The sequence below is a fragment of the Marinobacter sp. L-46 genome (genome assembly GCF_056859535.1).
The window spans coordinates 1-11899 of record NZ_JBSXOP010000032.1 but is presented as its reverse complement, the minus strand read 5'-3'; the positions used below and the strand labels follow the sequence as shown (position 1 = coordinate 11899).

Below are 11899 nucleotides of genomic sequence, written 5' to 3'. Positions count from 1 at the left end.
TCTGGTTGTGAAAGAGCATGCAGGTTAGACTCGGACATGGCGTATCATTCCTCTGTTGGTTGTGATCTTGGCGGTGATCAACCAACAGGATACGCCACCCCTTCAGCCTGCTTCCATACACCAGAAATCACCATAACTCTCAGATCCGTGAATGTGCCGGAATAGCTTGATACAGCTGAGTTTCCGGCATTTTTGGTGTGACTGTTAAGGGGGGTATTGTGACCGTTAACGGGGTAGTTTGTGACTGTTAACGGTGGGCCTTCGGATTTCATATCGGTCTTTGGAGTACTCGGTTATCTTCCACCCAATGTTACCCAGCTCTTCTATAGCTTCTCTGGTTCTGCTCAATCGCTTACGAGTGGTTGAAGCACTCGCTTCCGTGACAAAAACATAGCCACATAGAGTCTTGAGCTCGACTTTCCGAGCAGTGCCTGGGTTAATCCACGCACAAAGTCGTTGATGTAAAAGCCTAGAGGCTTCACTCCTGAGGGCCCGGATTTCTGCCATGCTGATGCGGACATGGCGAGATTCACCAAGAATGGCGCCTGCAATCATTGGGTTGAGGGCTACATGAACTCCCTGTGATGTCTCGTCACTACGGTAGTCTGCCAATAGCCGGAAGCCTCTTCGGCTGCCGGCAGGAGATTGAACGATCACCGACACTTTCCACAATCTTTCGATACATTTTTTGATCGAATCAGAGGCATCGATTTTCGAGTATCCAATCTCTCGAGCCAGGCGGCGGTAGCTTGATTCAACTACCACGGCATCTTCAGAGAATGCTTGCCATCTGGGTTCAAGGAGATTTCGAAGTGCAATGCCAGCCGCCGATTTTGGTGTTGAGGTCAAAATTCTTCCCTCGAGGCCGGCGAGAGCGACGAGTCCTTGTAATACACGCAGATCATCTGCACCGAGCGGTTCTGGCCCGCTGAACTCGACTCTCTGGCTCTGACCAAACTCATAAACAACATCGAGTTTCGATGTTCTTCGTTCGCCCCGCTGTAGCGCTCGAAACAGGCCGGGCGCTAAACAATGGACGGCATCATGTCTGGCGTGATCCAGCTCATACTGCTGCACGGCGCTGAATCCTCCGGGGAGCTTGAGTTACAAGGTCAACAGGCTGAAGTACGCCGGCTGTCCCACGGACATACCACTTCGGATGGAGTCCGGGATGGTAATTCGCTTTGCTCACGCCAAAACGAACATAGTGAGAGGTGGGTTCGAGTGTGATCCCGAATTTTTTCGCTTCACCGGGCGTCATGGCGGTGAGATAACCCTGCCATCGGATGTTGTCGGTCAGCACTGAAGATCCTCGACTGGCCTGCTGCTGATCTCCCGCAGAATTCCAAAGCGCCGTTTTACTAGTGTGGTGGAGAAACAGCATGCTGCAGCTCGTCCGTGACGCGATTAACTCCAAATTCCCCAACAACCGTGCCATCGCACTCCCGTCATTTTCATCGCATTCGTGAAATCTTCGCAGAGTGTCAAAAATTATTAGATCGTGTTCTTCAGCTAACCCTTGTAATGCGGTTATCCAGGTTGACGACAATAGGTTGGGTCGTATCCCATCCAGTGGCATAACCATGAGATTGTCTTCAACTATCATTTTTTGCTGTTCAGAGAGACCTTCCCCTATGGCGTACAAACGGTCTCCAAGCACAGGCAATGGATCCTCCGCGGATAAATAGGCGACCGCTTGGTTCTTAGGAGCTTCACCAAGGCCGAGTATGTCCGCGCCGGACGTCAGCCACACTGAGAGTTGTAGGGCAAAAATAGATTTTCCGGCACCCCCAGGTGCTACCAGAGCGCCAACGGAGCCCCGGATCATTCCCGGAATCAGAAAGTTAACCCTGGGGCCTGGGTTTTCGAAGGCACCTTTCACATTTATGGGCCAGTGAGAGAGTTCTCCCTCAAAAACAGTCGGATCCTGCTTGTTGATAAATCTGATAAAGTTGCCGATACCCATCACACACCTCTGCGAGCTCGATGTGCGTAGGTGCGAATACGGTCTGTAATCTCACCATCCGGTGTGACGCGATTGGATAGAGCCCATTCAATGATTTCCTCTCTTCGAAAATAGATTTTTTTGCCGTGAGGTTTGTAATGGGGCACGCGCTTCTCACTGGTCAGCCGGTATAGATAGCTTACAGACAGGCCTAAAAGCTCAGCGCATTCATCAACAGACAAAATCGGTTTCTCACTTTGGTGCTGTTTAGCTAGAAGTTGCTGTAATTTTTTCAGCTCGTTCATGATCTCGCCGGAAGAAGCGACGGGTTTTCGGGCTACCATTTGTTCTGCCATGGTTTTTCTCCTCGTGTGTGAAACAACGGGGATTAAGGTAAACCAGTATCAGAAAAAACTTGGCCTCTGGAACTGCCCAAAAAGGGCGGAAAGAGCGGGTTCCGAAGAAAATTTGAATTTTATTTAAAATCAATAAGTTATGGTTTTCCTGGTCAACATCTGACAACTGCCGTCAACACCTGTCAGCCAAAACTTTCACATGTGAAAGTTTTCACCGGGATCCAACCAGCGAAATCTCTTTCACATGTGAAAGATCCTGTCCCCTGGGATAAAGCTCAAAATACATCTCAGCGACTCCAGATGTCGCACTAAAGGTGTACCGTCGAGACAGATCCAAGCTCTCTCGCCTTATGCATGCTAATGCCTACCAGTGCGGTTGTTACCTGTGGCATCGCGCTATATATTGGTGACTACCTTTTTAAGCAATTCCTGATAGGCGGTTGATAACTCTCGAGCTCTATCAAATTGGGGAACAAACGCATGCACGAACTGGATGACCGCTGGTTATCGGTTGATGAGATTAGTCAGTACCTCGGCGTGAGCAGCGACTCGGTGTACCGCTGGATCGACAAGCATCGAATGCCTGCCCACAAAGTGGGCAGATTCTGGAAGTTCAAGAAAACCGAGGTAGACGACTGGGTGAGAGGCGGTGGAGCTTCGGATCAGGCGAACAAGGGCGGTCGCGGCGCATGACGAAGGACAGGTACAGGATTTCTTTCACCTCGGGAAGCTTGTATCACCCGGAATCAGTTCCTCTGGCAGAGCTCTATCAAGCACTGAATGACTGGGAAGCAGTGCGTACTCAAGCTCTGAGTGAAAACCTGCTCCAGGCCAGGACAGAAAGCACGGCGAAACGCACCTGCCGCGAGGCTATAGCGCGTCTGAAAACCCTGAACAATGAGGAACTGAAGTTTTTGGTAGAAGCAAATCATCAGGACCAGGCTCATCTGCTGTGGGTTGCTGTATGCCGTCTTTATCGTTTTGTTGCGGATTTCGCTGTGGAAGTGCTGCATGAACGTTTTCTGGCTATGAAGCTGGACTTGGGCCTGGAAGACTTTGATGCGTTCTACAACCGAAAAGCGGAGTGGCATGAGGAACTGGATAAAGCCAGCGATTCAACACGGGATAAGCTGCGCCAGGTGCTGTTTAGAATGCTGAGAGAGGCGGGTTTGTTAGGAAAAGACAATGCCATCAACGCTGTACTGTTGAGTCCGGGGCTTGTGGAAATGCTCCGTCACAACAATCCGCAGGAACTGTTGTATTTTCCGGTCTACGAGTCTGATATCGGGAGGATATCCGTTTGAGCAAAGACATTGCCAGAATGCCAATGCAGGACAGGTATCAACACCTGTTTAGTGTGGTCTCAGGCCAACGGTTTCTGAATAAGCAGGGACTGGGTAATGAGGTGCCGTTTTTTATTTGCCCATACCGTCCCGAAGAAGCCGTTGAAATGGAGCGGCTCCAAAGGCAGTTGGTAAACCGGCTGGAACAGACCGGTATCCGTATTCTCAGTCTCAACCTGTACGACCTGTCTGTGGATATCTTGCAGGAAAGAGGAATATGGGATCAGGTGCTTGAAGCGGAATCCACAGTCTCGAAAGAACAATTCAAAGAGCTGTTGCAGGGCGTTCTGGATCCGGAACACCACCTGGTACCGGTGATTGCTCAAAAAATCCAGGGCGCTGAGTTTGACGTTCTGTTCCTGTCTGGTGTGGGCGAAGTCTTCCCCTACATACGTTCTCACAACGTACTCAACAACCTACAAAGTACCGCCAAGGATCAGCCAACGGTGATGTTTTTCCCAGGCACCTACACCCACTCCTTGGAGACAGGCGCCTCGCTGGATCTGTTTGGTCGGCTGCATGACGACAAGTACTACCGTGCGTTCAACATTTTCCATTACGAACCCTGAACGGACGCAATCATTCGAAGGGAAGTGACATGACACTGAAGAACATCTTTCTCAAGCCCGTTGATCGCCCGATTGAAGGCGTAATCAAAGCCGATGACGAAGAAAGCCTCCGTCTGGAAATCGAAGAATATGTGCTGACCAACGAGGTCGAAAAACGCCTCGAGCAGTTTCTTGATGCCTACAACAACTACGAGGGCGCCAATGGCGTTTGGGTATCAGGCTTCTTCGGCTCTGGTAAGTCGCATTTGCTTAAGATGCTGGCTCTGCTGCTAGAGGATCGTGAAGTTGATGGCGCTTCAACTCTCGACTTGTTCCTGCCCAAGTGCAGTGAAAACGAGATTCTTCGGGGTGATCTCAAGCGGGCAGTATCTATCCCGTCCAAAAGCATTTTGTTCAACATTGACCAGAAAGCGGACGTTATCAGTAAAACCCAGATTGATGCGTTGCTGGCTGTGTTCGTGAAAGTGTTCGATGAAATGTGTGGCTACTTCGGTAAACAGGGCCACATCGCGCAGTTTGAGCGAGACCTGGACAGCCGTGGTCTGTACGAACAGTTCAAATCTGAATACGAAAAGGTGGCAGGTCGCACCTGGCAAAGAGGGCGGGAGCAAGCCCTTCTGGAAGGTGGAAACATTGCAAAAGCGTATTCATTGGTTACCGGTGAAGACCAACAATCTGCCATGGGTATCCTCGACAAATACCGGAGCGACTACCGTGTATCGATTGAGGATTTTGCAGACAACGTAAACAGCTACATCGAGAAAAAGGCGAAAGAGGGCGGCCACAGTGAATTCCGCCTGAACTTTTTTGTCGATGAAGTGGGCCAGTACATCGCTGACAACACCAAGCTGATGACCAACCTGCAAACCATTGCTGAGAGCCTGGCAACCAAGTGCCGGGGCAGGGCGTGGATCATCGTCACGGCTCAGGAAGAGATGAAAAACGTTGTTGGCGAGATGGGCAAACAGCAGGGGAATGACTTTTCGAAGATTCAGGCGCGTTTCAATAACCGCATGAAGTTGTCCAGTGCTGACGTGGCAGAAGTCATCCAGAAACGCTTGCTGACCAAGACCGACGATGGCGTTAACCAGCTATCAGATCTCTACCACGACCAATCCAACAACTTTAAAACCCTCTTCGATTTTGCGGATGGCTCTGCTACCTATCGCAACTTCAGGGATCGCGACCACTTTATCCACAGCTATCCCTTTGTGCCGTACCAGTTTTCACTGTTTCAGTCGGCCATTCAGAACCTGTCCCAGCATAACGCCTTCGAGGGTAAGCACAGCTCAGTGGGCGAGCGTTCCATGTTGGGTGTTTTTCGGCAGGTGGCTGTTCATATTGGCGACCACAAGGTAGGCCAGCTTGCCACCTTTGATCTGATGTTCGAAGGGATCCGGTCCGCACTGAAATCCCAGATACAAAAGGCCATCATCCAGGCTGAAAAGAATCTGGATAACGATTTCGCTATCCGGTTGCTGAAAGTCCTGTTCCTGGTGAAATACGTCAAAGAGTTCAAGTCTACAGTGCGCAACCTGTGCGTTCTGATGCTTGATGATTTTAATCAGGACCTGCCAGCTCTTCGGAAGAGGGTAGAGGAAGCACTGAACCTGCTGGAGCAACAAACTTATATCCAGCGCAATGGTGACCAGTACGAGTACCTCACAGACGAAGAAAAAGACGTTGAGGAGGAAATCAAAAACACAGAGGTTGAATCATCGGTTGTCGAAGATGAGCTGGAAAAGATCATCTTCGACTTCATCATCAAGCAGCGCAAGATTCGCTACGATACCGAGTCCTCACAGAACTCAGGTCAGGATTACCCGTATTCCCGCAAACTGGATGACCGTCTGCATGGCCGTGAACACGAGCTGTCCATAAACGTGATCAGCCCGTTCCATGAGCACACAGACAACGAACAAATGCTACGTACCGCCTCCACCTACAAGGCGGACGAATTGTTTGTTGTGATGCCGTCAGACGAACGCCTGGTGCGCGACCTGCTCATGTTCAAACGCACTGAGAAATACATCAAACAGAATAACTCGGTCACTCAGCAGGAAGCGGTAAAACGAATCCTGAACGATAAGGGGTTCCAGAACCGGGAACGTGAGGCCCGTCTGCGGCAGCAGGTACAGCTCCTGCTCGGTAAATCCAAGCTCATGATTGGCGGTGCCGATGTTGAGGTGTCGAACGAAGATGCCCAGTCACGCATCATCCGTGGCTTTCACGAGTTGATCACCAGGGCCTATCCCAACCTCCGCATGCTCCGTGGTGTCTCCTATAGTGAAAACGACATCAGTAATTGTCTCAACCGTACAGAAGATGGTCTGTTTGGTAATGACGCAACCACCTTGGCGGAATCAGAGCAGGAAGTTCTGGCCTTTATCCAGAGCAATAACCGGGGTGGCGTCCGCACCACACTGAAGAGCCTGCTGGAGAAGTTTGAGCGCAAACCCTACGGCTGGTACTACGCAGCAATTCTCTGCACGCTGGCCAATCTGTGCGCACGTGGCAAAGTAGAAGTTCGCCTCGATGGCAACATACTGGAAGACAGCGAGCTCGAACGAGCCCTGCGTAACACCCACGGCCAAGGCAACGTCGTGCTCGAGCCACAAGTTGAGTTCACCGCTTCTCAGGTAAGAGCACTGAAATCGTTCTATGAGGACTTTTTTGACAGCCCACCCCGAAGCAGCGAGGCAAAAGCGCTGGGCAAAGAGACGGGTGAAGCCTTCCAGGAAATGGTTCACACGCTCAGCCCGCTGGCATCACAGGCAGAGCAGTACCCATTTCTCAATGCGTTAACGCCGGTATTGGAAAGCCTGAAAGAGGTTTCAGGTAAACCCTACACCTGGCACCTGACAGAGCTGGGCAAACAGGAAGACCGCCTGTTGGACATGAAAGAGGATGTTATAGACCCCATCCGAAAGTTCATGAGTGGCTCTCAAAAAGATATCTACAACCAGGCCCGCTCGTTCCTTCAGAACCAGGAGCCTAACTTCATCTATGTCCCGGGCGATGAGGTCGCCAAGATCCGCGCCATTCTGAACGATCCCAAGTGCTACAAGGGCAACCGCATCCAACAGCTAAAAGGGTATCTGGACAGCCTGCAGGGGCGAATTGACGAAAAGGTACAGCACACCCGGGCCGAGGCGGAGAAGTCGCTACAGACCATGCAGCAGAGAATGCAAAGCATGGAAGAATACCAATCCCTGCCGGAGCCACGTCAGGAAGAGCTGAATAAACCCTTCCTGGAGCTGACGGAATCCATCGGCCAGGAAACCTTGATTGCCGTGATCAAAGACCGGCTTCGGTACTTTGAAGAACAGGGTTATCAAAAACTGCTCGCCAAAATGGTCTCTCTAGCCAAACAAAAAGCTGAACCGGTTGAACCAAAAGATCCGGGCACGGTTGGCGAAGATGACTGGCAGCCAGAAGGGATCAAAGAAGTAGCCGAGGAATACGTTCAGTCACGCAACCTGCATGTAGCCTTCAACAAGGCCTGGTTGGCTGATGAGGGCGATGTAGACCGTTACCTGAACTCTCTTCGTGATGCCTTGCTCGCGGAAATTCGGCAAGGCCGGAAAGTGCAAATCTAGGAAGAAACATGCACGACACAGAACACGACGTACCGGCACTGGTCGCAGGGGGTGAAAACCTCACCGTAGAATTTAAAAGCGACCTGAAATGCTTACCTGACCGGGAGCTGATTGCGGCAGTGGTAGCTCTTGCCAACACAGAGGGTGGAGATCTGTTCCTGGGTGTGGAGGACGACGGCACGCCCACAGGCCTTCACGCGAACCACCGCAACCTGAGCACATTGCCAGCGCTCATTGCCAACAAAACCCTTCCATCATTGGCTGTGCGTGTTGAACCCCACGAACTGAGTGGCCAGCCCATTGCGAGGATTCGGGTTCCGAAATCCCGGCAGCTGGTCTCAACCTCCGAGGGGCTATTGCAGCGGCGCCGCCTGCGCATGGATGGAACGCCGGAAGCCGTCCCATTTTATCCACATGAGTTCGTTCAACGTGAGTCCAGCCTCGGCGTTACGGATCCCTCGGCACTGCCTGTGGATAACCTTTCCGTTGAAGACCTGGACCCAATTCAGCGGATTCGCATCCGTAACGCCATCAAAAAATATGGTGGTGACCAGAGCTTGCTGCCCTTGGCAGATGATGAGCTGGACGGTGCATTGGGGCTGACTGTGAACACCGGGGGGCAGCGCCGCCCAACCGTTGCCGGTTTACTCTTGCTAGGCAATGAAATGCAGTTGAGACAACACCTGCCCTCTCATGAGGTGGCGTTTCAGGTACTACGCGGCACCGACGTGCTGGTTAACGAGTTTTACCGCAAGCCGCTATTAGAGACGTTTGAAGAAGTAGAGCTGCTATTCCGCGCCCGGGTGGAGGAAGAGGAGATTCAGGTCGGGCTGTTTCGCGTGCCCATCCCCAACTTCGACCGCCGGGCCTTCCGGGAAGCCTTTGTGAACGCCCTGGTTCACCGCGACTACAGTGCCCTGGGCGCCGTGCACGTCAAACTGGACGACGACGGCCTGAGCATCAGCAATCCCGGTGGTTTTGTGGAGGGCGTCAACCTGGACAACCTTCTGGTGGCTGACCCTCGCTCCCGTAACCCCTTGCTGGCTGACATTATCAAGCGCATCGGCCTGGCCGAACGCACTGGCCGGGGCATCGACCGGATCTTCGAGGGTATGCTCCGCTACGGGCGCACCGCCCCCGACTACTCCATGTCGTCTGCTCACACCGTCTCTGTGCGCATGAGCGCGGCAGACGCGGACGCCGAGTTCCTGCGCATGATTGTCGAGCGGGAAGAGCAGACTGGCACTGAAATGCCTATCGATAGCCTGATCATTCTGTCCCGTTTGCGCAATGAACGGCGTTTAAAAACCGTTGATCTGGCTAAGTCTGTTCAGAAACCTGAAACGGCCGTAAGGGGCACTCTGGAAAAGCTGGTAGAAGCAGGACTGGTGAAAGCTCACGGTGGTGGGGCAGGTCGCACTTATACGCTGAGCGCCAAGGTATACAGAGGCGCGGGGGAGAAAGCCGCTTACGTGCGTCAGGCAGGCTTTGACACCATACAGCAGGAACAAATGGTGATGAGCTATATCGATCTTCACGGCAGCATTAAACGAGCAGACGTGGTTGAGCTTTGTCACATCAGTCCAGACCAGGCCTACAAGCTATTGTCGAAACTCAGGAAACGGGGCGAGATTGAGAAAGAAGGTGATCTTAAAGGGGCCAGTTACAAACGAGCGCGTTAATTTACACGCGGGGCGTGAATATATACGCCGGTTTATACGCCAGCGCATAACAACCGGTAACGATCAGCATTAAGGCAAGAAGTTATGGAAACCACAAAGCTCAAAAAATTTGCTCAATTTGCCCGCCGTAGCTTGATAGAGCAAGTCTCAGCCAAGCTCAAGCTGGTTTTGTCGGAAGAGAACCCCGCAAGGCGGGAGAGGCCTGAATCCGTCAGAAAGCTGGAAGAGGCGATAGCGGAGCAGGGCAAAGAGCAAATTATCGAGCGGGTAGCCTATATCTGGTTCAACCGATTTTCCGCTCTACGGTTTATGGACGTGAACCGCTATAACCGGGTTGGCGTGGTGTCTCCTGCAGAGGGGCAGTTCCAGCCGGAGATCCTGGCAGATGCCAAAATGGGGCATATCGATGAAGAAATCGTTCCAGATAAGGCTCGCCAGAAAATCTTCGCGTTGCTGGATGGTAAAACGCCTAGCCAGGATCCCCAGGGGGAAGCCTATCGCCTGCTGGTCGTAGCCGCATGTAACTATTGGTACAGCGCGATGCCGTTCCTGTTCGAACGCATTGACGACTACACCGAGCTGTTGATGCCGGATGACCTGCTTTCAGGCAACTCGATCCTGGCCTATACCCGCGAAGCCATGACGCCGGATACTTGTGAAGATGTCGAGGTTATCGGCTGGCTGTATCAGTTCTATATCTCCGAGAAGAAAGACCAAGTATTCGCTGATCTTAAGAAAAACAAGAAGGTTACTCCCGAAAATATCCCGGCGGCGACCCAGCTGTTCACGCCGCACTGGATTGTTCGGTATCTGGTGGAAAACTCGCTGGGCCGTCTCTGGATGCTCAACCGGCCAGACTCAGGCCTGATTGAACGGATGGATTACTACATTAAGCCGGAAGAGCCTGAGACTGACTTCCTGCGGATCAATAGCCCGGAAGAGATCAAGATCTGTGACCCGGCCTGCGGCTCCGGCCATATGCTGACGTATGCATTCGATCTGCTGTATGCCATTTACGAAGAGGAAGGTTACGAGCCTGCCGAGATTCCAGAGAAGATCCTCACCCACAACCTCTACGGCATCGAGATCGACGAACGCGCCGGGGAACTGGCCGCTTTTGCCTTAACTATGAAGGCACGGTCAAAGCAGCGCCGATTCTTCCGGAAGCCGGTGCAGCCCAATATTTGTGTGCTGGAGAGTGTGCGTTTCGACGAGGGTGAGCTAAAGGAATACATGGACTTTGTCGGGCGTGATCTGTTCGCTGCTCCGCTGCAAACCACCCTGCGTCAGTTCGAAGAGGCCGATAACTTTGGTTCCCTAATCCGTCCGGATGTGACCGACGTGGACGGCATGCTCAGGATTCTGGAGTCAAAGAACGTCTCCGGCCAGCTGTTTGTCAGCATGACCCACCAGAAGGTTCTGCAAGCTCTGCTGCAAGCCGATTACCTGAGCCCGAAATACCATGTGGTGATTGCCAATCCGCCGTATATGGGACGCAGGAATATGAATTCCAGACTTTCTGCGTGGGCAAAAAGCAATTATCCGAACAGTCAGGCAGACCTGTTTTCCATGTTCATGGAACGTTGTATGAACATGATCACGAGCGACGGATTCGTAGGGATGATCAATTTGCCGTCTTGGTTGTTCCTATCATCTTTTAGTGGATTGCGTAATACGCTTGTTGAAAATTACTTTATTGAGTCAATGCTACATATGGGAAGAGGGATCTTTGGTATTGATTGGGGTTCAACGGCATTCGTTGTTAGAAAGCGGAAATCACATGGAAGGGTTGGACACTTTTTCAAGTTGCACAAAAAGGTTTTTCAACATCTTTATCCAGAACCTGAATCAGTGACTTTGCAGGCCAATATACCCCGCAAAGCGCCATCGGCACTAATGTGAGTGAAAACTTGACCAAAAGCAGGTTGATAATGCCTGGAACGTGCAGGCTGAAGTCGACCAGCCACCAGGATTTGGCTGTTTTTTGATCAAGCCAGGGTCGCCAGGCAATAGCGGATTGCCCCGGCATGGTTTCCCGGGTGGTTTTAAGATATGGCCGTTGTCGAATTGGCTTATCCGGAGGAGGCGATTCCTTCGTAAAGATCTTGGTAAACGGCAAAGCCCGGACAGTGCCGACCAAAGCGCAGAATCCACTGCCGGCCGCTGTGCACCAGGCGGCAGGCCATGGTCATCAGTTCCTGCATCACCGTTCTCAGGCGGCGGCGCTTGGCCGGATGGCGCACTGGCGCATCTGGGGCGGTCAGTCTCAGGCCCATCCAGCGCAGCACGTTGTACCCCATCGTTGCGAAGGCCATGACCAGGTTGTTGGTGTCGAACTTGCCGGAGGGCAGGCGCTCCAGGTCCAGGTCGGTCTTGAACTCACTGTGAAACTGTTCGCTGGTGGC

10 protein-coding genes are annotated in these 11899 nt (G+C 52.2%); 6 read left to right on the top strand and 4 right to left on the bottom strand.

Translation table 11 applies throughout. The features are described 5' to 3' along the window. Window positions 1-225: 225 nt before the first annotated feature. The 3 genes from repC to AC13DJ_RS02835 are packed head-to-tail and all read right to left on the bottom strand — an operon-like array spanning window position 226 to window position 2301. Entirely contained in the window at window positions 226-1077 is an 852-nt protein-coding gene (gene repC, locus AC13DJ_RS02845; protein ID WP_482933701.1) for a replication protein C, IncQ-type, read from the bottom strand. Then, window positions 1064-1966 (bottom strand): helicase RepA family protein, encoded by a 903-nt coding sequence (locus AC13DJ_RS02840; RefSeq protein ID WP_482933702.1) that lies wholly within the window; start codon window positions 1964-1966, stop codon window positions 1064-1066. The genes repC and AC13DJ_RS02840 overlap by 14 nt, the downstream gene beginning before the upstream one ends. Then, a complete protein-coding gene (locus AC13DJ_RS02835) occupies window positions 1966-2301 on the bottom strand; it encodes a helix-turn-helix domain-containing protein (protein ID WP_482933703.1) in 336 nt (111 codons plus the stop codon). The genes AC13DJ_RS02840 and AC13DJ_RS02835 overlap by 1 nt, the downstream gene beginning before the upstream one ends. Before the next feature lie 480 nt (window positions 2302-2781). On the opposite strand from AC13DJ_RS02835, the gene AC13DJ_RS02830 reads away from it, so the two are divergent. The 6 genes from AC13DJ_RS02830 to pglX all read left to right on the top strand — a co-directional run bounded on the left by AC13DJ_RS02830 (window position 2782) and on the right by pglX (window position 11396). After that, complete coding sequence (locus AC13DJ_RS02830; RefSeq protein ID WP_022990200.1) at window positions 2782-2994, top strand: helix-turn-helix domain-containing protein; 213 nt, start codon at window positions 2782-2784, stop codon at window positions 2992-2994. Further along, on the top strand, window positions 2991-3605 hold the full coding sequence (locus AC13DJ_RS02825) for a DUF1819 family protein (RefSeq protein ID WP_482933704.1): 615 nt from the start codon (window positions 2991-2993) through the stop codon (window positions 3603-3605). Before AC13DJ_RS02830 ends, AC13DJ_RS02825 begins: the two co-directional genes overlap by 4 nt. Beyond that, window positions 3602-4213, top strand: a complete 612-nt coding sequence (locus tag AC13DJ_RS02820) for a DUF1788 domain-containing protein (RefSeq protein WP_264630556.1) — start codon at window positions 3602-3604, stop codon at window positions 4211-4213. The genes AC13DJ_RS02825 and AC13DJ_RS02820 overlap by 4 nt, the downstream gene beginning before the upstream one ends. A 29-nt stretch (window positions 4214-4242) precedes the next feature. Continuing rightward, window positions 4243-7812 (top strand): BREX system P-loop protein BrxC, encoded by a 3570-nt coding sequence (brxC, locus tag AC13DJ_RS02815; RefSeq protein WP_482933705.1) that lies wholly within the window; start codon window positions 4243-4245, stop codon window positions 7810-7812. An 8-nt stretch (window positions 7813-7820) separates the two neighbouring features. Then, on the top strand, window positions 7821-9494 hold the full coding sequence (locus AC13DJ_RS02810; RefSeq protein WP_482933706.1) for an ATP-binding protein: 1674 nt from the start codon (window positions 7821-7823) through the stop codon (window positions 9492-9494). 84 nt (window positions 9495-9578) lie between these two features. After that, entirely contained in the window at window positions 9579-11396 is a 1818-nt protein-coding gene (gene pglX, locus AC13DJ_RS02805; RefSeq protein WP_482933707.1) for a BREX-1 system adenine-specific DNA-methyltransferase PglX, read from the top strand. A gap of 170 nt (window positions 11397-11566) precedes the next feature. Here pglX and AC13DJ_RS02800 read toward each other — a convergent pair. Beyond that, the coding region (locus tag AC13DJ_RS02800) for a transposase (RefSeq protein ID WP_482936969.1) at window positions 11567-11899 on the bottom strand (333 nt) is incomplete at its 5' end.